Raw genomic sequence first — 21880 nt, 5'->3', positions numbered from 1 at the left:
GGAACACCAAATTACCCAAATACCCAAGTACCCAAGTAGCCGAGCGCAAGCCTGGGTGTTTGGGTATTTGGGTCCTTGGGTATTTGTATCCCTCCCATGAAATCCCTCGATAGCAAACTCGCCGAAATCAAAGCCAGCCGCTCGTCGCGCTCGTTCATCATCGCCGACGCGAAGGATGCGGACATGGCGTTTGGGGTGCGTTCGCCGGGACCACGGGGTTATCTGGCGCGACGCGGCGCGCAACCGGCGCACTTTTCCCCCGAAGTCTGGAGTCGCGAGGAGTTCGGCTATCGCAATTTGCCGGAGTTTCTCGACATCATTCGAGAGGTGGTTCACCAGGGCCTCGTGGACATCATGCTCATGTCCGCCTACGTGAATGAGCAACTCACGATCCGGGAAGGGTTGTTCAAAAAATCGCACGTCACGCCCGCCGCCCGCGCGAACGACACGACCGACGTGTGGGCGGTGCGCCACGGTTGTTACACGCGCGAGCCGAGCCAGCCTTTTCGCAGCGCGAGCATCGATCATATCCAATGCGGCGAAGTGGAGTGCGAACGGGACGGCTCTGGTGAGTTCCCCGGCGCGAACCTCGGCCTTTACTCGATCACCTTCGTCAACGATCTCGATCAGGACCGCGAGGCGCTGCTCTGGTACAAGGAATTTCGTGAAGAGGCGGAGCGGAAAGGTTTCCGGCATTTCCTTGAGGTCTTCGACCCGAACGTTGCCAGTGGCATCGCTCTGGAAAAGCTCGGCGAGTTTATCAACGACAACATCCTCCGCACGCTGGCGGGCGTGCCCGGGTCTGGCCGGCCAATCTTCTTGAAGATTGTCTATCACGGCCCGAAGGCGATGGAGGAACTCGCGCAGTACGATCCGAACCTCGTGGTCGGCATCCTCGGCGGAAGCGCGGGCACGACTTACGACGCCTTCAAGCTTATCCACGACGCGCAGAAATACGGAGCGCGCGTCGCGCTGTTCGGCCGCAAGATCAACCACGCCGAGCATCAACTGGCTTTCATCGAAATGCTGCGGCTTATCACCGACGGCAAGGTCTCGCCGGAGGAAGCCGTCCGCGCCTACCACGGTGTGCTTCAGGGCAAAGGCATCAAGCCGCACCGCTCGCTCGATGACGACCTCAAGCTCACCGACCAGGCGATGAGTTATGACGGGAGCGTAGCGCGGCGCGCGACGGTGGAGGTACGAAACGAAGTACGCTTGGGTAGCCGCCGAGGTAACGAGGCGGACAATGCGAGCAGCGAGGTCCGTCCCGTTACCTCAGCGGCTACGAGCTGGCCCAAGCGCGCGGATGGCTCGCCGAATTTTGACGGGATGAATGCAGCCCAACGCCATGCCTATCACCGGGCGCGCTTGAATCGGACTTTGCCGTGACCCGTTCGCGGGGCAACTTCACGTTGCCTTGAACCACGCCGTTAACGTGGCTGGCCGAAGCGCCACAGCATTCGCATTTGCGTTGAAGCGACAGGTGTGGTCTGTTCTTGTGTCGCGGTGAAACAGGAACCCAATGACAGCCAGTCTCGCTCAATCATTTACTCAAAGAACGACCATGCGTGCCTTGATTCTGCTCACGCTTGCTACAATGTTTTTGTCAAATCCGGCCCGGGCCGATCTCCTGGAGAAACTGGGAATTAAGACCGGCAAAGTCACCAATCAAACTTCAAATCTACCCGCCTCCACGTCGGCACTCTCGCAAGAACAGATGGCCGGCGGGTTGAAGGAGGCGCTGGGTAAGGGCGTGCAACAGGCTGTGGGGTCACTCGGCAAGGAGGGCGGCTTTCTCAACGACCTCAGCGTGAAGATTCCCATGCCGGAGAGTTTGAAGAAGGTGGAGAAGACGTTGCGCACTTTGCGCCAGGACAAACTGGCTGATGAATTTGTCACCACCATGAATCGCGCCGCCGAACAGGCCACGCCGCAAGCCGCCGCGGTTCTGGGTGATTCGATCAAGCAAATGTCCTTGACCGATGCCCGGGCCATCCTCACCGGCACCAACAACGCCGCCACGCAATATTTCCGGCGCACCAGCGAAACCAATCTTTACGAGCGGTTCCTGCCCATCGTGAAGAAGGCCACGGAACAAACCGGCGTGACCAGCAGTTACAAACAGATGATGGCAAAAGCGAATTTCGGTGGCGGCCTCGGCAATTCGCTGCTCAACAAGGATTCAATGGATATTGACGCCTACGTCACGCGCAAGGCGCTGGACGGCCTGTTTATCAAAATTGCCGAGGAAGAAAAGCGCATCCGTGAAAACCCGGTGGCCCGCACGACCGACCTGTTGCAAACGGTTTTTGGGGCGGTCAAACCTTGAACCGGTCGGGCCGCGGCATTTGGAGGCCGTTATTATCATCAACTATTCCGCAAACTGCCGTACCACGGGCCAGGAGGCGGCCCGTTCGCTTCAAAACCAAGAATCAAAGTGGACAAAACCAAACCTGGCGGCATATTTTTACGCCAACGGTGAAACTATGAAAAAAATTCTGGTCATCGATGACGAAGCAGAGTTGCGGGAGATGATGGTGGCGGCCTTGCATCAACGGGGGTTCGAGGTCGTGGAGGCCACGAACGGCATCACCGGTGTTGAATTGGCGCGGACGGAAACGCCGGACCTGATTCTCTGCGACGTGAACATGGATCAGATGAATGGGTACGCGACGTTGTCCTCGCTGCGCAATGAACCGGCGACCAATTCGATTCCGTTCATATTGATGACGGGCATGGCCGACAACTCCGGCATGCGTCACGGGATGGAACTGGGCGCGGACGATTACTTGCCCAAGCCATTCAGCATCACTGAACTTTACGCCGCCGTCGAAGCGCGGCTCAAGAAGGCGCAAGCGCTCCGTGAGGAGGCGGAAAAGAAACTGACCGATTTGCGCGACAACATCAGCCTGATGCTGCCGCACGAATTGCGCACGCCGCTCAATGGCATTCTGGCGTACGGAGAAATTCTCAGCGCAGATGCCGGAATGTTGCCGCCGGGGGAAATTGCGGAGATGGGAAAGACCATTCACGAATCGGGCAAACGTCTGGAACGGTTGATCGAAAACTTTTTGATTTATACGCAGGTCGAAGTCATGGCCACCGACTCCCAACGAGCCGTTACGCTGCGGATGAAGCGTACCGTGAATGCGGCGAACGTCATCAAGCGCTGCGCCGAAAAACAGGCGGAGATCACGGGCCGGCCGACCGATCTGGCTCTGGAGCTGACGGATGGATCGGTCGCCATTTCGGAAGAATACCTGACCAAAATAATCGATGAGTTGTTGATCAACGCCTTCAAGTTTTCCAAGGCCGGCACGCGGATTCGCGTCACCCTTGGGTTTTCTCCCGGCCTGGCGACGTTGACCATCAGTGATCGCGGGCGCGGTTTTTCCACGGAACAAATCACCAAGGTCGGCGCGTACATGCAGTTTGAGCGCAAGTTACACGAACAGCAGGGGCTTGGTTTGGGGTTGGCCATTGCCAAGCGGCTCACGGAGTTGCACGGAGGAACACTTTCCATTCAAAGCGCGCAGGGCGCGGGCACGGCGGTTACCGTGAAACTTCCCACGGCCCATGCGTCTTGAGTCGCGGAAGTCCGCCGGCTCAGAACGGGAGGCGCTGGTAAAGTTGCGGCAGCCCGGGAATCCGCAACCCCCCAAACAAGTCCAACCCATATTCGGCCAGGTGCGCCACAAAAAACACCAGCGCTGCTCCAACCACCGGAGAAAAATCCACCTTGCCCCAGCGCAAAGGAAGCCGGCGAAGCGGCGCGAGCAGATTGTTTGCTGTTGCATTCACGAAATTCCAGAAGGGATGTTCGCCCAGATACACGTAGCTGTTGAGCAGATGCAGCAGCAGCAAACCGACAAGCAAATATTTCCAGACAAGGTAGGTGGCCAGCCCGATGAGTGCCGCTTGTTCCAGGAGTTCGACCAGTGTCGGCGATGCCGGAATCAAGCCCAACCACGCGAATCCGCGGCTGCACACAATCCAAAACAGCGCGCCGGTCAGCAGGGGCAACAGTAATTTCAATTGCCACGGGCAGCGATCCAGGAAACCGAGATGAAGGCGCGCCAGTTTTTGGAGCGGATCACGGGGAATCCCGCGATTCACCACGGCGAGCAAAATCAACCAGAGAAAAAAAACGGCCAGCGCGACGACGAAACTGAGCAAAGAAAACAAGAACATGTGTCCCGGAAAATCACTGCGGAAGGCCAGCGCGATGGCGCCGAGTTGCAGACTGGGCGTCCAATTGACCGCCGCACCAATCTGCCAATAGAAAAGCGCGCGAACAGCCAGCAGCGACAATAAAGCCAGCGGATATTTCCACTGTGGCAGGCGCGCAGAACTCGTTTTCTTCAACATGCCCACCAGGGTGAGGGGCGCTGACTTGGCAATCGGATCGAAGCGCCGGGAACGCCAGTTGAACCAGAGCAGCAGCCCGGCGAGGTTCAGGATGAAATCGATTAGCCCCATGAACAAGTGTGAGCCGTAATCGGTCTAGCATGCTGCGCGCGAGCCGGCACGCTCCTTCACGTTTCACGTCTCACGCAGCATTGTTTCACATCATCTTCAACAACGTGTCCGCCATTTCGCTCGGCGTCGCGGCCACACCGATGCCCGCGTCTTTGAAAGCCGCAATTTTTGCCTGAGCCGTTCCTTTGCCGCCGCTGATGATCGCGCCCGCGTGCCCCATCCGGCGACCGGGCGGCGCCGTGGCGCCCGCGATAAATCCCGCCACGGGCTTCTTGCAATTCTTCTTGATCCACTCCGCCGCTTCTTCCTCCGCGCTCCCGCCGATTTCACCGATCATGATGATGCCGTGCGTCCCCGGGTCGTCGTTGAACAGTTTGATCACGTCGAGGTGCGAGGTGCCGTTGACCGGATCGCCGCCGATGCCAACACAGGTGCTTTGCCCAATCCCGCGCGACGTGAGTTGCCACACCGCTTCGTAGGTCAACGTGCCGCTACGCGACACGACGCCGATGTTTCCTTTCTTGTGGATGTAGCCGGGTGAGATGCCGATTCGGCAGCCGCCATGCGAATCCTTCCCTCCACCCGGTGTGACGATACCCGGGCAATTCGGACCGATGAGCCGCGTGCGTTTGCCTTCCATCGCACGCTTTACCTTCACCATGTCATTGACGGGGATTCCCTCAGTGATGGCGACAACGAGCTCGAGTCCCGCGTCCACGCCTTCAAGAATGGCATCAGCGGCGAAGGGTGGGGGAACGAATACCGCGCTTGCCGTCGCGCCGGTCTTGGTTGAGGCCTCAGCGATGGTGTCGAAAATGTGAACGCGCTGGCCGCCGTGCTCGAAAGTTTGCCCGCCCTTGCCGGGCGTGACGCCCGCGACGACTTGCGTGCCGTAATCCATCGAAAGCTGGGCATGACGCGCACCGAAGCTGCCGGTGATGCCTTGAATGAGAACTTTGGTGTTGGGATTGACGAGAATGGCCATGTGAAATTTACGATTTCAGATTTACGATTTACGAGGTCGGTGTTGTCATTCTGATTATCTCAAGTCGAACAAATACAGGACTGTCGCCCAGCCGCTGGGCATGACGTCCGGCGCGGTCTCCAGTTCTTTGCCGTACTTGACCGCCAACTTCAGAAAGTAATGCGCGTGGAAAAAAGCCTCGACGATGGGCCGTGTATGGCGAAGCCAGTCTCGGTTGTGTGACATTTCAATCTCGTGACCGGTGCCTTGCTCCACAATCTCCGTGAACCACCGGTTCATGGGCCGGTCTGGAAGAAGAGCCTGCAACGCTTTGCAGATTCCCTCGGTCAATTCCTGAAGGCGATAGACCTTGAAGGATTGATGGTAAAATCTATAAAAGCCGTCCTCCATGCACCAGTGACCCTCGACGTGCGCCAACATCTCTTCGAGTTGCGGCAACTGCTGCTTGATGTTGTGGAGCAGCTTGGTCGCGTTCTCCCGCTGCTCGCGAAACATGGCCGCGACTTTTGAATCCTCGGGAATGGGATTGGGCGGTTGCGACGGTTGCATAATGAGGCTCAACGTCCGGGATTCCGCTTGTGAATGCAAATCGTGTTGCCGTCCGGATCAAAGATCATGGCCATGTGGCAGACGGGAGTGGCCATCGGTTCGATGCGGAGCTTCACGTTGTGTTGTTTCAAATGCGCGATGGCGGCGTCAAAATCCTCGACCTCGAGGGCCGCCGTGCAGCCGTCAGGGCTGGGCTTGAACGCCGGGGCTGAGCCGATGGCCAGCGCATACGGGCCGAATTCGTATTCGGTCCACTGGCCGTGTTCACTGTCCGTGACGGTGGTGGGTTTCAAGTTCAGGACGTCCTCGTAAAACGCACGGGCGCGTTTCATGTCCGTGACGGCGTAACAACAAAAGGCGAGTTCGATGACTTTGAGCATAATTCAATATCATTCACAAACAGACCACTCAATCCCAGACATTGGGTGCTTAACGGCTAAAACCGCCGAGGCGATGTTGTTCACGCGTAGGTACGCACCATACATTTTCAATTGAGTCCAAGCGATCTCTTCTTGGGCCTCAGACTGAACAGGCATCTTCTCAACTTGGAGGACGTACGGCCACTCCGCCATGTCTTCAAATTGAACGGGATCGGAATTTCGGTAAAGCACCAGTTGGCCGACATCCGGCGGAATCAGGTAACCCACACAAGCTTCACGAGAATTCTCTTCGAGATCAATGGGGGCAGGCTCTTCGGAAGTGCGAAGCTCGTTAAGTCTGGCAGCCAACCGATACATATCCATTTCAGTCTTGATCAAGAGCAGCATGTCGGAATGCTTCTACATGGCCACAGCCTTCACCACTTTCTGCGCCGCGTCGGCCATCGAATCGCCGGTGATCAGGGTAAGGCCGGATTCAGCCAGAGTCTTTTTGCCGGTGGTGAGATTGGTGTTCATGCGGCCAGAATCGGCCCGCCAGCGACAAGTTTCTTGGCGCGAGGGTCAACGCGCAGATTCATGCCTTCCAGCGTGCGCGCTCCAAGAATTTCCAAATCGCCAGGTTCGCCAAAAACAACTTCGTCGGTTGTTACGGCATCGCCAACGTGAATCACCGCAAATCCAATTGGCCGCGTGATTTCCTGTCCGGTGGCGGTGACGAAACGATAGCTCTTGTTTTCCCGGTTCACTCCCGCCTTCTTGAGCGTGTCGGCGCTGATCCAACTGAATTCCGCTCCGGTGTCCACGAGCACCTTTGGGACTTCGATCGTTTTATTCCGGTCGAAATGATTCCCGACCCGGCAGCTTGTATAAAATGTTCCCATACGATTCTTCATGTTGGCAGATTATCATTTCTCAATCGCCTTCACAACCTTCTGCGCCGCGTCCGCCATCGAATCTCCAGTAATGAGCGTGAGGCCGGAGTCGGCCAGGGTTTGTTTGCCGGCGACAACGTTATTTCCTTCGAGGCGGACCACCAGCGGAAGTTTCAATCCAGTTTCCTTCACCGCCGCGACAATGCCCGTGGCGATGACGTTGCAGTCCATGATGCCGCCGAAAATGTTCACGAGGATTCCCTTCACGTTCGGGTCTTGCAGGATGATCTTGAACGCCGCCGTGACCTGTTCCTTGCTCGCGCCGCCACCCACGTCGAGAAAGTTTGCCGGGCTGCCGCCGTAATGCTGGATGATGTCCATCGTCGCCATCGCCAGGCCCGCGCCGTTGACGAGGCAGGCGATGCTGCCGTCGAGTTTGATGTAATTGAGGTTGAACTTGCTCGCCTCGGTTTCGAGCGGCGCTTCCTCGGCGAGGTCGCGCATGTCCTGGATGTTTTTGTGGCGATAGAGCGCGTTGTCGTCCAAACCAATCTTCGCATCGACGGCCATGAGCGTTTCCTTGCCGTCGTCACCCGCAATGATACAGAGCGGGTTGATCTCGACCATGCTCGCGTCACATTCCCACCAGGTTTTGTAAACGCCCAGCAACAGTTTGACGGCGGGGTTGATCAAATCACCTTTCAGGCCGAGCGCCGCGGCGAGTTTGCGCGCCTGGTAGGGCATCATGCCGACAGCCGGGTCAATGGTTTCCTTGACGATTTTCTCCGGCGTTTTGGCGGCGACTTCCTCGATGTCCACGCCGCCCTCCGTGCTGACCATCATGAGTGGACGCGACACCGCGCGATCAAGCAGCACCGCGAGATAAAGTTCCTTTTTGATGTTGGGTGCGGCGGCGATGAGCAGCTTGCTCACGAGCCGGCCATCCGCGCCGGTTTGTTTTGTGACGAGCACCTGGCCGAGCATCGCTTTGGCTTTTTCGAAAACATCGTCCGCCGTTTTGCAAAGTTTGACGCCGCCTTGAAAACCGCTTTTGAACGTGCCCTTTCCGCGTCCGCCGGCATGGATTTGGGATTTGACGACAACGAGCTTCTCCCCAGCCACGAAAAGTTTTTCGGCAATCGCTCTGGCCTGTGCGGGTTGATCGCAGACATCGCCGGCGGGCACCGCGACGCCGTATTGGGCCAGCAATTGCTTGGCCTGATATTCGTGAATGTTCATGTCAAACAGCGAACGAGAATGCGGTTCTATCGTTGGTCAATTGGCACAACCTTCAATCCGACCGGGCCGGTATAGACGCTCTGCGGCCGAATCAAGCGGTTGTCCGCGAGTTGTTCGAGCACGTGCGCCGTCCAGCCGGCGGTGCGGGCGATCGCAAAAATCGGCGTGAACAAATCAGTCGGGATGCCGAGCGAATAATAAACGGTAGCAGAATAGAAATCGACGTTGGCCTGAAGATGTTTTTCCTTGAGCATAATTTCGGCGATGCGTTCGCTCATCTTGATCCACTTGGCTTCGCCGAGTTCGGCGCTCAGGATTTGCGCCATGCGTTTGAGGTGCGGGGCGCGCGGATCCAGCGTCTTATAAACGCGATGGCCGATGCCCATGATTTTTTTCTTCTGCGCCAGGGCGTCAGCGATGTAGGCATCCACCTTGTCGAGCGAGCCGATTTCCTGAAGCATTTTGATGACGCCTTCGTTGGCGCCGCCGTGCAACGGACCTTTCAGAGTGCCGATTGCGCTAGTGATGGCCGAATACATGTCGCTCAACGTCGCAATGGTGACGCGCGCGGCGAATGTGGAAGCATTCATGCCGTGGTCGGCATGCAGCACGTAGCACATGTCGATGGTGCTCTGTTTTTCAGTGGACGGTTTTTCGCCGTCGATGAGGTAAAGAAAATTGGCGGCCTCGCCCAGGGAATGATCCGGTGGCAACAGTGGTTTGCCCTGGCGCGCCCGGTGAAAGTAGGCGGTGACGATGGGAATCTGCGCAATCAACTTGCGCGCCTTGTGCCTCTGGGAATCGTGCGAATCATCGTCGCACTCCGGATCGAAACAGCCCAGCGCAGAGATGGCGGTGCGGATGGCGTGCATCGGCGGCGTCGTCCTGGGCAGGGACTTGATGAGGTCAACAATGCCCTTGGGCAGGTCGCGTTCGGCGGCGAGTGCGGCCTTGAGTTCACCCAGCTCCTTTCGGTTGGGCAGATGGCCGTGGTGAAGGAGGTGAACCACTTCCTCGAAGCTCACCTTGCCGGCGAGTTCGTTGATGTTGTAACCGCAATAGATCAATTCACCGACGTCGCCTTTGACATCGCTGAGGCGAGTGTTGGCGGCGATGACTCCTTCGAGACCTTTGGCGGCGGTACTGGCGTTGGCGGGACTAGTCATGGGTATTCACAGCTTTCTCGATTGTGTTTGCTCAAAAGACAGAGGGCCAATCTAGGTAACGAGCTTTGGGGCGTCAACGGTTTTCACAGTTTCGACGCGTTGTTTGTGAGCGAGGGAGAGTCACCGGGTCCTGGCTGGTGCGCGCTTGCCAGGGCATTTGCCTTGAATTGACCTGCGGAGAAATGTACATTGCGCGCGTTCATGAAAGCCGTGGTCACATCATTGTGCTGCTTGCTGCTCCTTCTGACGGGAGCAACGGCGTGTGCCCAACGTCCGCCGGGCAGACTGGAGCACGTGCACATCTCCGGCAAGGAATATGTCCGGTTGAGCGATTGGGCGCGGCGAAACGACTTCGAGATCCGCTGGGTCAAACGGGATGAGATTGTGCAGTTGACCAAGGGAGCGTCCCGCTTGGGTCTTACCGCGGAATCCAAACTGGCGCAGATCAACGGCGTCAACGTCTATCTGTCGTTTCCCATCGTGGCGCGGAATGGCGGGATGTACCTTGCCCAACAAGATTTGCAAAACACGCTGCAGCCCGTGCTGTTTTCGCCGCGGAACAGTGCCGGCGCAAAAATTCGCACGATTTGTCTCGATCCCGGCCACGGCGGCAAGGACGCCGGAACGCGCAACGGTTCGCAGCAGGAAAAAAAATATACCCTCCTCTTGGCGCAGGAGGTGCGCGATCAACTGAATCGCGCCGGCCTCAAAGCCACGCTCACGCGCACCACGGACACGTTGATTGACCTGCCGGTGCGACCCGACCTGGCCCGACGCCGCGGCGCTGATTTATTTGTCAGCCTTCATTTCAACGGCGCCAACGGTTCCAGAAATGAAATCAAGGGGATCGAAGTTTATTGTCTAACCCCGGCTGGCGCCAGTTCCACCAACGCGCGTGGTGAAGGCGGCGGCGCCGGCCCCGCTCCGGGCAACCGAAATAACGACAAGAACATGCTCCTTGCGTATCGGCTGCACAAATCGCTGGTGAGAAGTCTGCCGACGGAAGACCGCGGCGTGCGCCGCGCGCGTTTCGCCGTATTGCGCGAGGCGGAAATGCCGGCCGTGCTCATCGAAGGCGGTTACCTGTCGCATCCCTCCGAGTCGAAAAAGATTTACGATCCCACTTATCGCCGGCAAATGGCGCGCGCCATCGTTGATGGATTGATGGCTTACAAACAGCAGGTGGAAACCGGCGGGTGAAACCTCGGATGACCGACGCGGCAATCAAACCACCCGCGAAAGATTCTCGGAGTATTCAAACCGCCCCTCATCCGGCCTAAAGGCCACCCTCTCCCCCTCCGAGGGGGAGAGGGAAGGGTGAGGGGGCGCCGCGAAACACCAAGGCTGCTATTGTGCCGAGAGTCATGCGGTAAGTTGTATCATTCCAGTTCGATCTTCCACGGGCCGAGCAATTGCAAGTCGTCGATCAAGAAATCACGCGGCCCGGTGCCGATGAATTCGATGGTGAACCAATCCACGTTGGCCAGCGGCAACGTGGGAAACGACGTGAACGGAAGCTCGACCTTCTGCCATCGGTTATTGAGCTTCGCCTCGATGGAACTGACCGAGACGACCTGGTTTGTGGCAAAGGCATTTGCGAACAGGGTGAAACGAGCGTGGCCGATTCCCTCGCGCATGCGCAACCAGAGCCGCAGACCGGTCGCGCCGTTTTGTAGGATTTGCCAGCCGCGCACGCGCGTGGTCGCCACGGTCACGGAGCGTTTGCCCGCCGGGAGCGACACCCGCAACGCAGCGAGACCATTCTTCGAGGTCGGATCGGTTTTCAACGAGGGTGAATCCGGCGCGCTCGCCAATGAACTCCAGCCGTCCGTGCCTGTTTCAAACCCTTCGAGGAACGGCCAGAAGACGCGTGAAGGTTCTTCGAGACCGGCGGCGCGTGGCCGGCAAAGGCGCATCGGCGAAACATTGTTCGAACTTGCGGTCCGCATCTCGACAAAATAAACCACCGGTACATCGACATCGCACACGGGAACGCTGGCTTCCCAATTTGTGCCGCGCAAACTCATGGGGTAGGAATGCCAGTCGCGCACCGGCCAGTGACCGGGTTCATCCTCGCTGGCCTGCGCGACAACGCTGACGTTCGTGTTGAGTTGTGGTGGGGACCAAAGAACTTTCAGCCGGCCCGCGTTCACCTCTGCCCGCAACTTTTCAAAACCGCTCAGGCGAATCCGGTTGGTGTCAACGACCGACGGGAATTGAACAAAGTTGGAGAGCCACACATCGGCGGGTGGAGGATTGGTCTGCGCCTCACTCTGGACGGTCAGCCAAGAGCAACTCAACAACAATGACAAGATTTGTTGCGCGTAAAATTCGCGGACAATGTTTGATAATCGCAGCAAAACAAATGTTTCAAAAAATCCGCTCACCCGACTTTGCGGCCACCCTCTCCCCATCCGATGGGGAGAGGGAAAGGGTGAGGGGCGTTTGGCAATGGTTGCAGTGACTTCCAACTTCGCACGCGGGTCTGTTTGCGTATCAGGACGCACCACTTTGAACCTTGAACTTTGAATCTCAGACTTCATCATGCCGCCGTGGGCATCGTCACCAAGACTGGAGACAAAGGCACGACCGGACTGATGTATAACCGGCGCGTCTCCAAATGTCATCCCCGCGTCGAAGCGTATGGTTGCGTGGATGAATTGAACACCGCCCTCGGCCTCGCGCGCGCCACTGCGGAGCACGATTTGTTGCGCGAGAACCTTATCACCATTCAAAAGGACCTGATCATTCTCATGGGCGAACTCGCGACAGCGGTGGACGACCTGCCGCGGTATGTGAGTGACGGTTTTTCGCTCGTCACCGCGGAGTTGACGGCCAAGTTGGACAAGCTGGTCCAGGAAATCGAAGTCCAAAATATCACTTACAAAGGCTGGGCGACACCTGGTGGGAGCGTCCACTCCGCGGCGCTCGACCTCGCGCGCACCGCCTGTCGCCGCGCGGAACGCCGCGTCTGCGAGTTGCACGACACCGACCAGCTCCAGAACGCGCAGATCATCGTTTACTTGAACCGGCTGGCGGATTTGCTCTGGCTGTTGGCGCGCTGGGTGGAGGTCAATCCAGCCGGCGCAAGCTGAAGCTTGAACTCCAACTGAATACGGCTTGCGTTGGAGTTCAAGCTTCAGCTTGTCCGCTCCACCGCGGTTCGGCTGCGCCGATGGCTACTCCTCAAGCTTGGAAAAGTCCACGCGCTCAAGGCCGGATTGCTTGGGCAACTCTGTCGGATAAGTCTTGACCCCGGGCGCTTCCTGCCAGCCGTTGCCCACGCCAGTGCCGTCCCACGCGACGTCGCCACCGGGAATTTTCTGGTCCACGTAGGTTTTGGCGGGAAGACGGCCGTTGTCGCGGTAAAGATTGTCGTGGATGAAGTTGTTGTCGGAATTGGGTTCGATGTCGAGTTGGATTTTGTCCTTCGGTGCAACTTGCGAAGTGAGATAACTGATCATCTGGATGCCTTGCGAGTTGTTGCCGAAAATCTCGTTCTGCGTGACTTCGGTGTGATCGGCGGCCATGATGAACATTCCCAGCCCGGGTGGTAGAAATGAAACTGTCGTGCCGGGTTTGCCAAAGTTGTCGTGGTTGTTCTCCCAGCTTCGGTTGTTTACGACGCGCGTATGCGAACCAACTTTTGAAGGGTTGTTGGGCAGCAGGAACACGAGAATGCCGGCGGTGTTGTGGTGCGCGCTGTTGTTGGCGACGAGCGCGCGGACGGAATTCTCGATCTCGATGCCCGCGACGTTGTGAAAGACCTCGTTGTTGCGGACAATGATGTCGCGGCTTTGGCCGACGTAAATCCCGGCGTCCTTCGCGCCACTGACGACGCAGCCTTCCACCAGCACGCCGGAGCATTCGACCGGATAAACTGCGTATAGGCCCGGATTCTCCACGATAAGGTCGCGGTAAGTAACGTGGCTGGCCTTGTTATTGACGACGCCGTTGCCGGTGTAGTTGCGGATGTGAAAGCCTTGAATGAGGAAATGGTCACCGGAACCTTGCACCGCATCGCCGAGTTTATTTTCGCCGTCGAGGACGGGGCGCTCCCCGTTCACATGAACGCCGATTAAACTGATGCCGGCCTTGTCAACCATCACGGACTGGTTATAGACGCCGGGAAAAACTTCGATGCGGTCGCCGCTTTTTGCGCGATCGACGGCGGCTTGAATGGACTGGCCGGGCTTGACGGTGATTGTAGGAGACGACGTGAGGAGTCTCTGATTTAAGTCTGACCTCTGACTTCTGACTTCTGGCTTCTCGATTTGAGCCTCCTCACGTCGGCTACGATTCTCAACCACCATCTTGGGCGCAGGCGTCGGTTTGGATTTCACGGCCAGCACCGGCAGGCCCGACGGCACTTTGGTCGGTGCATCGGGGAGAAGAGACGTATCGGTGAGAGCTTGGAGGAACGCGACGAGGTCGGCGGTTTCTTCCGGCGTGATTTCAAACGTGCCAATCTTGTCGTCGATGGCCAGGGTTTGATTTGGGAACTGATGCCCGCCGCCCTTCGAGTAGAATTTGATAACGTCCTCCAAGGTGGCGAAATGCCCGTTGTGCATGTACGGCGCGGACAGCGCGACGTTGCGCAAAGTGGGAACTTTGAACGCGCCTTCCGGCCCCTGACCCGGAACCTTCGCGCGTCCAAGATCGTGTGGCTGACCTTCCTGATCAGGCACGCCGATGACGCGGAAACTGCCGTCCGAGAAATTCGGAAGTGCATGGCACTCGAAGCAGCGGGTTTTCAGCGATCGAAAAAGTTGCAGCCCGCGTTTTTCGGAATCGTTCAGCGCGTAAGAGTCGCCGGCGGCGTAACGGTCGAATTTGGAATTGAAGGAGAGGATTGTTCGCTCGAACGACGCGAGGGCTTTGGTGACGTTACGGAACGTGACGGCGTCCTCGGGTTTGCCACCAAACGTTTCCTGGAACAAACGAACGTATTCCGGGACGCGCAGGAGTTCCTGGACCAGTTCGCCGGCGTTTTGGTTCATCTCGTGCGCGTCCTGGATCGGGCCTTCGGCCTGTTGCTCCAAATCTTTGCCACGGCCATCCCAGAATTGCCGGGGGCTGTAAGCGGCGTTCCAGATCACGGGCGCACCGCGCGCCAAGACGTCGCCGCCGCTGCGCTCCGGGCCAAGCCCTTGACCATGCAGGCCCATGCTGGTGTGGCGGCCATCGGAGAAACCGAAATCGGGATGGTGGCAATGCGCGCAGGAAGTCGTGTTGTCGCCGCTCAGGATGGGATCGAAGTAAAGCAGTTTGCCGAGTTGGACTTTCGCCGGGGTGATAGGGTTCTCCTCAACCGATTTCATTTTCGGGTAAGGCTGCTGCAAACCGGTGACGCGCGGCTGGCCTTCCCGATAAGGTTCATTGGGCTGGTAAATGCCGTCGCGAAACGTGTAACCGGGAATTGGATCACCCGTTTTAGCTGCAAGGGCTGACGGCAGAATTCCAACCAGGAAAGTTGTGGTCATCGCCAGCTTGAACGACATCATCTTCTTCATTGTGACCCTCCGATTCGTCGCATCACTTTTTCATGAGCCAGACTTCGGCGACCTGGCAACCGCGTCCGTTGTCGCCCAGGCCCGGCTCGCGGTTCCAGTTCAGCGTCAGTTCACCGCGTTTCGTGGCTTCCCGCGAAACATCGAATTCCAGCGGACGACCTTGAAATCTCTTTTCCATGAACGGGTGAATTTCAAACTTGTCGTTGGCCAGCAGACGAATCTTTTTGCTGGCCGAGTCACTGGCATAGTTGACGCGGACTTGGTATTGTGCGTTGCGGTCCAGGCCGGTGTAACGGAGTTTGAGCGGCGTTTCAAACAGTGTGCCGGCATTGTTCCACCACGAGAGACGGCCGTTCTTGTAGCCGAAATCAATCATCGACGATTCCATGGAGCGCGGGTCTTTTTCAAAACCCGGGCCGCGGACGAGATGCGGTTGGCGCCGCACGTCACCGAGGTCGTCGTAAAACCCACCGGGGCCGGGATCAGTCCAGGTAAGAATCTCATCAATTCGCTTTAGCCGGGCCGCCTCGTCGGGCAATTCACGAATCTCGGCGAACTGTTGCTTCAGCCAGACACGGCTGTTCAATGGCACGTCGATATTGTCCAGATTGGCGCCGCGCTCCACCGCGATGGCTTTGTAAAGCGGGACACTGAGTTGCATCTTGATGCTCTTGAAAAGTGCTTCGGCCAGTTCGAAAACGCGCGCATGCCATTCAACGGAAACGCGGTTGGTCTCCGCGCGATCAAGCATCGCCTCCGCTTCGGACATCGTCGCCGCCAAACCGGATTTTTTCCCATCGCAAATCCGGCTCATGGCTTTCTCTTCGAGGTCGGTCTCGTAGATCAACCGGCTGCGCGTGTAAGCGTCGTAATAAGCCCGGTAGAGCGCCTGCTGAAAGCGCCAGTTCTGTTGCAGTTGCGGCGGGGCGGATTTTTCCATCGCTTGAAAATGTTGGAGCGTCGCATAAACATTTTCATTGGTGAGCAATGCGCCGCGCCAGTTTCGTTCCAATGCGAGCAGGCCTTGCGCAAAGTCCGCCTCGTAGCGTTCGCCGATGAAGTAAAGACTAAACTCGCGCAGAACATTCGTGACGTTGGCGCTCGGATTCCAGCCGAGCGCGCTCCAGATGGCCTTGTTCACATCGTCGTTGCAACCTTCGGAGTAAGTCAGGAATCCGATCGTGTAAGGTTGGGCATAGCGGAAGATGGCAGCCTCGCCGAGCGGACGGGGGTTGATCGGCTCGCGGCCTTCGGTGGCCGGGAAAGCGGAGTCCCAATCGGGGACGGGATATTCGCAGCGCCAACTGTGCGTGATGTCGGGATAATTTCGAATCGGATATTGTTTCGGAATCATCGCCCGGAATTTCGGCAGTCCCACGCGGACTTGCGGACCATAGACCACGCCACTGAGCCAGGCGGGCTTTTGGGTCTTGAGAATATCAAGAAACTCATCCAGCCAAACCTGGTTGAAGCTTTGCGGTGAAACCCACATCTGCGCCTTGGGATGAGTGTGATGCAGCGACGCGGTTTGTTTTTCCAACAGCGCCATCAAATATTTTGGTTGCGTGTGGCCCGGATCGCCACCGGGAACAAAAATGGCATCGATGCGGGGCAACTTCTTGAAAACTTCGCCCCACTCATTGAGCGCAAACTCGACAGTCTTGGGGTTGGAGTAATCGCGATCCATCGCCGGATACCAGATCCACACGTCCATTCCGTATTCGTCGGCCAACCGCGACATCTGCACCATCATCTCCATCGGCGGCAACGGAAAGTGCGGGCTGGTCGAGGCATCGTCGGAGCGCGGTGGAATCAACTCGATGGCGTTACAGCCAAAGATGATGAGGTCGCGAATGTATTGTTCCCACGTTGGCACATCCCAGCCATCGTACGAATTGGTCTTGGGCCGATAACCGAGTTGGTGCCCGCGCAATCGTTGCTTGGGTGCAGTCGCGACGTTGAAATCGTCGGGCAACGAAATCCTCCCCGGACTCATGCGTAACGTGCGGAGCAAATGACCGACACCGAACATCACACCGCGGGCATCGTTGCCAATGATGAACACGACGGGAGCGCCTTTGCTTTTCTTGATTCGAATCCGATACCCTTCCGCTCCCTTGACGCGGTGATCGCGCGAAAGCTCCTTGGCGTATTTCTCGCCAAAAAAATCCAGCGCCGCCGCCGGCCCGACCGCAATAACCGTCGTTGCGGACGACGGCCAGCTTGAGGAACTTTCCATGCGAATCTGCGTTCGCTTCTCCACTTCCTCCACCAACATCGTCACGGCTTTTCGTTCCGTGGCGGAAAGGTTGGATGGGAAGAAGATGACCGCTTTGCTAAGGTCAAGCGCGGCGGATTGGAAAACAACCAGTCCGAAAACCAACGAGGTAAGAGCGTGCACGAGAAAGCCTGACGGCCGTAGCCGCCGACGTGAGGAGGCGGATTCAATTTTCGCGGATGTTCCAACCCAGCTCGATTCAGTTCGAATCGGGGAGCACGCCCGCCCCGGGCGTAGCCGACGACGCCCTCGTCGTAGGCATTCGCGTGTGTGCGACGGAACGGTTGGGTGTCGACGCCGCGCGAAGCGTTCGGCGCGAAGGCGCGCCGAACCGCAGCCGGGGCGGCTGCGCTCCCCATACGTCTCAACTGAATCATTCCAACCGAGCAATGCGGTGCGAATCATTTTTGGATCGAGGCGTCTGCCTTTTTGGTTTCCGCCAGATGCGCGTCGAACCAATCGGCCATCGTCTTGACTTCCTCGTTCAACGTGGGCCAGGCATGGCCGCCGCCTTTCTTCACGATGAGTTCAGCCGACCCGCCGGCGCTCTTGATGGCCTCGACCATCTTCTGCGATTGCTGCAACGGCACGATGGGATCCGCGTCACCGTGAATGAACAGGAAGGGAATGTGCGTGGCTTCGCCCGCTTTGTAAACGGGCGAGATGGCTTTCGCGCCTTCCTTGATTTCCTCCTCGCTGTGGCCCTTCACGCCGCCGAGGTAAATCAAATCCCCCACAATACTCAGATTGGCCGCCTTGCCGCCCCAATCGAGAAAATCCGTGGGCGGAAAAAAGACCGCGGCGGCTTTGACGCGCGTGTCATGACGTTGCAACGGATTCTTGGCGTCCGCCTGACCGTCCTCGGGCGTGACGGCGGCGAGCGTGGCGAGATGGCCGCCCGCCGATGCGCCTGTGATGCCGAGTCGGGCTGGATCGAACTTATATTCGGCGGCGTGTTCCTTGACGTAACGAATGGCCAGACGCAGGTGTTGCTCCATTTCATTGACCGTGTAACGGGTGCGCGAGCCGGGCCGGATGGCGAACACCGTGTAACCGCGCGCGCAAAATATTTGGTAAATCTGTCCGCGCATGTGATCGCGAATCTTGCCGCGATCCGAGTAATAAGATCCGCTTGCGACATCGACAATGCCCAACCCGTTCCCCTTGCCTTTGGGGACGAACACATCCATCAACAGGCCGGTGCCGTGAACTTCGCCGTAAAGCTGATCAATTCTTTGTTCGTAAGACAGCGGCTCTTCGGCGCGCGTCGCCGGGGCCGTCAGCAAGGTCAGACCCAGGACCAACCCCCATTTTCGCATATCATTCTTCATACAGACCTTTCCTATGTCCCGGATTCACGGGACTGATTTTGACCACAAACAGTTTGGCGGGTAGAGCAAGACCGGGCTTTGTCTCCGTGGCAGCAGTCAAAGCCTCTGGTTTCGATGGCTGGCACGTGAACCGGACGAAGTAAACTTCCTCAACGCTCAAAAGTCACTTAAAAAATTGACAGCGTCCTACACGGCCGGCCGACCAGAATTCGCGAAGCGGACGTCGCTTGTTGGGCCACGCACTCGTGGCGGGCTTGGGAAGCCCATTGCGCCCGCACGCGACAAACCGCCTTCGCAACCGCCGCTCGCCCCGGTCACTCTCGCCACGGTCGGAAAGCCGGGAACTCAATACGCGTCGGTGAATTGCACTGCTGCCAAGCTTCTGAAAGACCCGCGCGACGTGATGGAGCGCGCTGCCTTGGAAGAGTTCATCGCTCAGGAACGTTACGGCCTCTCGCTCGGCGATTGGCAGTCTCTCACCGGCACGCTCACCTTCGGCAGCGGCGCAATCAAACAGGAATTGGACGACAGCGTCCGGCAATCTCAAGTGCTCCGGACAAAGGCTGGTTTATTTTTATGGTGCAAGTGTAAACGGCAGTCGCTTGAATGTCGGCGGCGCTGGTGCGGCTGGCGGTGGTCGATCGGTCAAAGTGAACTGCCGTTTCGGTTGCGGGGCGCGAAGAAGAGTTTTCAAATCAGGAATCTGCCGGCCAACTGGATGAGATCAACATGCAACAGATCAAGCAACCCATCGGGCCTCGAAACGAGGCGCACCTGTGTCCGGTAGTGTGTTTCCTGTCTGCGTTGCTGGTGGCGGGCGCCACCGCTTGCGCCGCACCCGTCGGCACCGCCGCGCAACGACTCTGGCAGCCCGTCCGCGACGACGTTTATCTCCAGGAAATCGGACGCAAAGTAACCACGAGCGCACCGCTGACTTCGGTGGCGGTTTTCCAAGGAATCGTTTACGCCGGTTCGGCGAAAGGTCTTCATCTGTTGAAGGGCAACGAGCTGATCGAAGTGAGCGAATTGCGCGAGCCGGTCAGCCGGCTCGTCACGACCGGCGGAGCGTTGTGGGCGATCACGAGTCCGGGGTTGCATCGCTTTCAGAACGGAGCGTGGAAAAAGATTTCCGCCGAAGGGATGAGCGACGTTTGCGAACATCTCGGCGAAGTGGTGGCGGCGGGCGGCACTCGCTTGTGGCGCGTCAGAGGCGATGCGCTGGAACCGCTGACTTCATCGCCGGGTCCTTTCGCCATCACGCGGGTCGTTTCCTACGGCGAGACGCTTTATGTGCATGGCCCGGGGCGGCTCACCATTTTTGATGGCACTCGATTCGGCGCGCGCAACGTTTGGAACTGGCCGGTGGAAAAGGTTTGGGACTGGGGCGAATTGCCGTCGTTGAACACGCGCGACGTTTTGAGCCTGGGCAACCGGCTGTACATCGCCACGGATCGCGGGCTGGGCGTTCTGCGCGGCATGTCGCTCACGGAACTGCGCGGCGCACAGGGCTTGTGTTACGAAGACACGACCTGTCTGGCGCGCGGTTTTGGCGGTGACCTTTGGATCGGCACGACGCGCGGCGCGATTCGCCACACGGGCGGTCAATTTCATTACTTTGCCGGCCAGCGCTGGTTGCCTGACGACCGGGTGAACGCGATCGCGAGCACCGACCATGCGGTGTTCATCGCGACCGATCAGGGCCTGGGCGTCATTGAATACGAACCTTACACGTTGCTGAAGAAGGCGGCGTTTTACGAACGACACCTGGAGGAATGGGGCCAGAAGCGCTTGGGGCTGGTGCATAAGCTGGAATGGGACGAGAAGCTGAAGGAATTCGTGCGCGAAGCTGGCGACAACGACGGTGGTTATTCGTGCGACTATCTCGCGGCTCAAGCCTATCGCTACGCCGTCACGAAGGATCCCGAAGCCCGGCACGAAGCCGCGAATACCTTCCACACCATCCGCTGGCTCGAAGCGATGACGGGGATCAAAGGTTTTCCCGCCCGAGGCGTCTGGGCGAAGAACGAGCGCGGGCATCAGGCTCAACACGGTTCCGGCGAAGCCGCCGCCGAGTGGCACGACACGAAGGACGGTTTGTTCGAGTGGAAGGGTGACACGTCGAGCGACGAGATTTGCGCGCACTTTTACGCCATCGCCATTTTTCTCGAACTGGCGGCGCAGGGCGAAGAAATTCAGCAGGCCAAAACCTTTCTGTCGCGCGTGGCCGGGCATCTGATGGAACACGGCTGGCGGTTGATTGACCTAGATGGCAAGCCGACCCGCTGGGGCAATTGGAACCCGGAGTATTTCAATTCCGCCGGAGAGGGCAACGCGGCGCGCGGGTTGAACGCGCTCGAAATTCTCTCGTTCATCAAAACCGCCGAAGCGCTCACGGGCGAGCCGCGATTCGCGCAGGGCTATCAGGAACTGGTGAAGCTCGGCTACCCGGAATACACGCTGCGGCAGAAATGCACGTTTCCGCCCGGGGACGTTTTGCAGTTTCTCGATCGCCTCGCGTTTTTCTGCTACCCGAGTCTGTTGAAATACGAAACGGACCCCAAACTGCGTTCAATCTACCGGCGCAGTTTCGAGCGCACTTGGGAAATCCAACGCATCGAGCAAGCGACCTGGTTCAACTTCATCTACGGCGCGTTGACCGGGAACGACTGCGAAGCGGAACCCGCCGTGACCCACCTGCGCGAATGGCCGCTCGATCTGGTGCTTTATTCGTTTCAAAATTCGCAGCGGGCTGATCGGCAGACGCCGCCCGGCTACGTGGCTTACTCCGGCGGCACGCGCGCGTTTTCGCCGCGCGAACGCGAGCCAATGCTCTGGGACAACTGGACCATGGAAGCCGACGGCGGCGCGGGCGGCCACGCCGTGGTGCAACCGTCCGCCTGGCTGATGGCGTATTGGATGGGGCGCTATCACGGTTTCATCGAAGCCCCGCGCGTCACCGATCCGGCGCTGCTCACCGTGGAGCAGAACCGCGGACGGGTGCTGGGCGCGAAACCGTATGCCGGGCCGCCACGGCCCAGTGGATTTTGAGCGATGAACCGGTTTCAAATGCCGGCCAACTGAAAGACAT

Annotated in this window: 19 protein-coding genes; 7 read left to right on the top strand and 12 right to left on the bottom strand. The window is 58.3% G+C overall.

The annotated features are described in order from the left end of the window. Positions 1–96 precede the first annotated feature (96 nt). From HY298_21925 to HY298_21915, 3 genes are all read left to right on the top strand, one after another. On the top strand, positions 97–1389 hold the full coding sequence (locus HY298_21925; GenBank protein ID MBI3852922.1) for a hypothetical protein: 1293 nt from the start codon (positions 97–99) through the stop codon (positions 1387–1389). A 175-nt stretch (positions 1390–1564) separates the two neighbouring features. Next, the gene (locus tag HY298_21920) at positions 1565–2329 is read left to right on the top strand and encodes a DUF4197 domain-containing protein (GenBank protein ID MBI3852921.1); all 765 of its coding nucleotides are present in this window, start codon (positions 1565–1567) and stop codon (positions 2327–2329) included. Positions 2330–2486: 157 nt separating this feature from the next. Beyond that, the gene (locus HY298_21915; GenBank protein MBI3852920.1) at positions 2487–3587 is read left to right on the top strand and encodes a response regulator; all 1101 of its coding nucleotides are present in this window, start codon (positions 2487–2489) and stop codon (positions 3585–3587) included. 19 nt (positions 3588–3606) lie between these two features. On the opposite strand, the gene HY298_21910 is transcribed toward HY298_21915, so the two are convergent. From HY298_21910 to HY298_21875, 8 genes are all read right to left on the bottom strand, one after another. Beyond that, positions 3607–4479 carry a YggT family protein gene (locus tag HY298_21910; protein ID MBI3852919.1) on the bottom strand — a complete coding sequence of 291 codons (873 nt, stop codon included), beginning with the start codon at positions 4477–4479 and terminating at the stop codon, positions 3607–3609. Positions 4480–4564: 85 nt separating this feature from the next. Next, positions 4565–5464, bottom strand: a complete 900-nt coding sequence (gene sucD, locus HY298_21905) for a succinate--CoA ligase subunit alpha (GenBank protein ID MBI3852918.1) — start codon at positions 5462–5464, stop codon at positions 4565–4567. 54 nt (positions 5465–5518) lie between these two features. Further along, positions 5519–6013, bottom strand: coding sequence for a hypothetical protein (locus HY298_21900; GenBank protein MBI3852917.1), 495 nt, complete (start codon positions 6011–6013; stop codon positions 5519–5521). A gap of 8 nt (positions 6014–6021) precedes the next feature. Continuing rightward, complete coding sequence (locus HY298_21895) at positions 6022–6393, bottom strand: VOC family protein (GenBank protein ID MBI3852916.1); 372 nt, start codon at positions 6391–6393, stop codon at positions 6022–6024. A 9-nt stretch (positions 6394–6402) separates the two neighbouring features. Further along, positions 6403–6780: a hypothetical protein gene (locus HY298_21890; protein ID MBI3852915.1), complete on the bottom strand. Its 378-nt coding sequence runs from the start codon at positions 6778–6780 to the stop codon at positions 6403–6405. Positions 6781–6905: 125 nt separating this feature from the next. Next, complete coding sequence (locus HY298_21885) at positions 6906–7286, bottom strand: retroviral-like aspartic protease family protein (GenBank protein ID MBI3852914.1); 381 nt, start codon at positions 7284–7286, stop codon at positions 6906–6908. 12 nt (positions 7287–7298) lie between these two features. Continuing rightward, entirely contained in the window at positions 7299–8504 is a 1206-nt protein-coding gene (gene sucC / locus HY298_21880) for an ADP-forming succinate--CoA ligase subunit beta (protein MBI3852913.1), read from the bottom strand. 26 nt (positions 8505–8530) lie between these two features. Further along, entirely contained in the window at positions 8531–9670 is a 1140-nt protein-coding gene (locus tag HY298_21875; GenBank protein ID MBI3852912.1) for a citrate synthase, read from the bottom strand. Positions 9671–9871: 201 nt separating this feature from the next. On the opposite strand from HY298_21875, the gene HY298_21870 reads away from it, so the two are divergent. Beyond that, entirely contained in the window at positions 9872–10870 is a 999-nt protein-coding gene (locus HY298_21870; protein ID MBI3852911.1) for an N-acetylmuramoyl-L-alanine amidase, read from the top strand. A gap of 179 nt (positions 10871–11049) precedes the next feature. Here HY298_21870 and HY298_21865 read toward each other — a convergent pair whose 3' ends face one another. After that, positions 11050–12030, bottom strand: a complete 981-nt coding sequence (locus HY298_21865) for a hypothetical protein (GenBank protein MBI3852910.1) — start codon at positions 12028–12030, stop codon at positions 11050–11052. Between the two features lie 192 nt (positions 12031–12222). Here HY298_21865 and HY298_21860 point away from each other — a divergent pair, with 192 nt between their 5' ends. After that, positions 12223–12765, top strand: a complete 543-nt coding sequence (locus HY298_21860) for a cob(I)yrinic acid a,c-diamide adenosyltransferase (protein ID MBI3852909.1) — start codon at positions 12223–12225, stop codon at positions 12763–12765. 84 nt (positions 12766–12849) lie between these two features. Here the strand turns inward: HY298_21860 and HY298_21855 are convergent, their stop codons facing one another. The 3 genes from HY298_21855 to HY298_21845 form a co-directional block, all read right to left on the bottom strand. After that, positions 12850–15183, bottom strand: coding sequence for a right-handed parallel beta-helix repeat-containing protein (locus tag HY298_21855; protein MBI3852908.1), 2334 nt, complete (start codon positions 15181–15183; stop codon positions 12850–12852). A gap of 22 nt (positions 15184–15205) precedes the next feature. Continuing rightward, positions 15206–17566 carry a hypothetical protein gene (locus HY298_21850; GenBank protein ID MBI3852907.1) on the bottom strand — a complete coding sequence of 787 codons (2361 nt, stop codon included), beginning with the start codon at positions 17564–17566 and terminating at the stop codon, positions 15206–15208. Between the two features lie 296 nt (positions 17567–17862). Further along, positions 17863–18792, bottom strand: a complete 930-nt coding sequence (locus HY298_21845) for a prolyl oligopeptidase family serine peptidase (GenBank protein MBI3852906.1) — start codon at positions 18790–18792, stop codon at positions 17863–17865. Positions 18793–19150: 358 nt separating this feature from the next. Between HY298_21845 and HY298_21840 the strand changes: the two genes are divergently transcribed. Both HY298_21840 and HY298_21835 read left to right on the top strand, forming a co-directional pair. Continuing rightward, positions 19151–19579 carry a hypothetical protein gene (locus HY298_21840; GenBank protein ID MBI3852905.1) on the top strand — a complete coding sequence of 143 codons (429 nt, stop codon included), beginning with the start codon at positions 19151–19153 and terminating at the stop codon, positions 19577–19579. Continuing rightward, positions 19522–21840 carry a hypothetical protein gene (locus HY298_21835; protein MBI3852904.1) on the top strand — a complete coding sequence of 773 codons (2319 nt, stop codon included), beginning with the start codon at positions 19522–19524 and terminating at the stop codon, positions 21838–21840. Before HY298_21840 ends, HY298_21835 begins: the two co-directional genes overlap by 58 nt. Positions 21841–21880 lie beyond the last annotated feature (40 nt).

The organism is Verrucomicrobiota bacterium, assembly GCA_016200005.1.
Classification (GTDB): Bacteria; Verrucomicrobiota; Verrucomicrobiia; order Limisphaerales; family PALSA-1396; genus PALSA-1396.
This window is presented reverse-complemented; position numbering and strand designations above follow the sequence as displayed.

Excerpts from the sequence above, each read along its gene's own strand:
- sucD (MBI3852918.1), bottom strand. The coding sequence starts at position 5,464 with ATGGCCATTCTCGTCAATCCCAACACCAAAGTTCTCATTCAAGGCATC.
- HY298_21870 (MBI3852911.1), top strand. The coding sequence starts at position 9,872 with ATGAAAGCCGTGGTCACATCATTGTGCTGCTTGCTGCTCCTTCTGACG.
- HY298_21900 (MBI3852917.1), bottom strand. The coding sequence starts at position 6,013 with ATGCAACCGTCGCAACCGCCCAATCCCATTCCCGAGGATTCAAAAGTC.
- HY298_21895 (MBI3852916.1), bottom strand. The coding sequence starts at position 6,393 with ATGCTCAAAGTCATCGAACTCGCCTTTTGTTGTTACGCCGTCACGGAC.
- HY298_21885 (MBI3852914.1), bottom strand. The coding sequence starts at position 7,286 with ATGAAGAATCGTATGGGAACATTTTATACAAGCTGCCGGGTCGGGAAT.
- sucC (MBI3852913.1), bottom strand. The coding sequence starts at position 8,504 with ATGAACATTCACGAATATCAGGCCAAGCAATTGCTGGCCCAATACGGC.
- HY298_21845 (MBI3852906.1), bottom strand. The coding sequence starts at position 18,792 with ATGAAGAATGATATGCGAAAATGGGGGTTGGTCCTGGGTCTGACCTTG.
- HY298_21835 (MBI3852904.1), top strand. The coding sequence starts at position 19,522 with ATGCAACAGATCAAGCAACCCATCGGGCCTCGAAACGAGGCGCACCTG.
- HY298_21925 (MBI3852922.1), top strand. The coding sequence starts at position 97 with ATGAAATCCCTCGATAGCAAACTCGCCGAAATCAAAGCCAGCCGCTCG.
- HY298_21855 (MBI3852908.1), bottom strand. The coding sequence starts at position 15,183 with ATGAAGAAGATGATGTCGTTCAAGCTGGCGATGACCACAACTTTCCTG.
- HY298_21920 (MBI3852921.1), top strand. The coding sequence starts at position 1,565 with ATGCGTGCCTTGATTCTGCTCACGCTTGCTACAATGTTTTTGTCAAAT.
- HY298_21910 (MBI3852919.1), bottom strand. The coding sequence starts at position 4,479 with ATGGGGCTAATCGATTTCATCCTGAACCTCGCCGGGCTGCTGCTCTGG.
- HY298_21890 (MBI3852915.1), bottom strand. The coding sequence starts at position 6,780 with ATGCTGCTCTTGATCAAGACTGAAATGGATATGTATCGGTTGGCTGCC.
- HY298_21915 (MBI3852920.1), top strand. The coding sequence starts at position 2,487 with ATGAAAAAAATTCTGGTCATCGATGACGAAGCAGAGTTGCGGGAGATG.
- HY298_21875 (MBI3852912.1), bottom strand. The coding sequence starts at position 9,670 with ATGACTAGTCCCGCCAACGCCAGTACCGCCGCCAAAGGTCTCGAAGGA.